Raw genomic sequence first — 291 nt, forward strand, 5'->3', positions numbered from 1 at the left:
GCGATGCGCTGGGTTACGTTAGAACCAAGCCGGTCTTTCCAGCCTGCTTCATTTTTGCAGGTACGGGCAAAGGTGATGATGGCCGCAGGCGTGAACCCTGCTTCTTTCGAGAGCCGCTTAAACTCGCTGCCGCGTAATTTCTTATCGGAGATTGTTCGGGTGTATTGCCAGTCTTTCGACTGTTTCAGCAAACCATGGCGGCGAAGTGCTTCGCCTAAAGTGGCGTTGTACAAACGCCTACCCGCCTCCATGCGCCCGATCAGTATCCGGTCTTCACCGGGTTTCACAACC

The 291-nt window shown here is 54.6% G+C and carries 1 pseudogene; it reads right to left on the bottom strand.

Annotated elements, in window-relative coordinates:
- Positions 1–233 (bottom strand): annotated as a pseudogene (locus IV91_RS16255) (transposase); the annotation flags it as partial.
- Positions 234–291 lie beyond the last annotated feature (58 nt).

Origin of the sequence: Ferrovum myxofaciens, from assembly GCF_000735045.1 — a bacterium.
Lineage (GTDB): Bacteria > Pseudomonadota > Gammaproteobacteria > Burkholderiales > Ferrovaceae > Ferrovum > Ferrovum myxofaciens.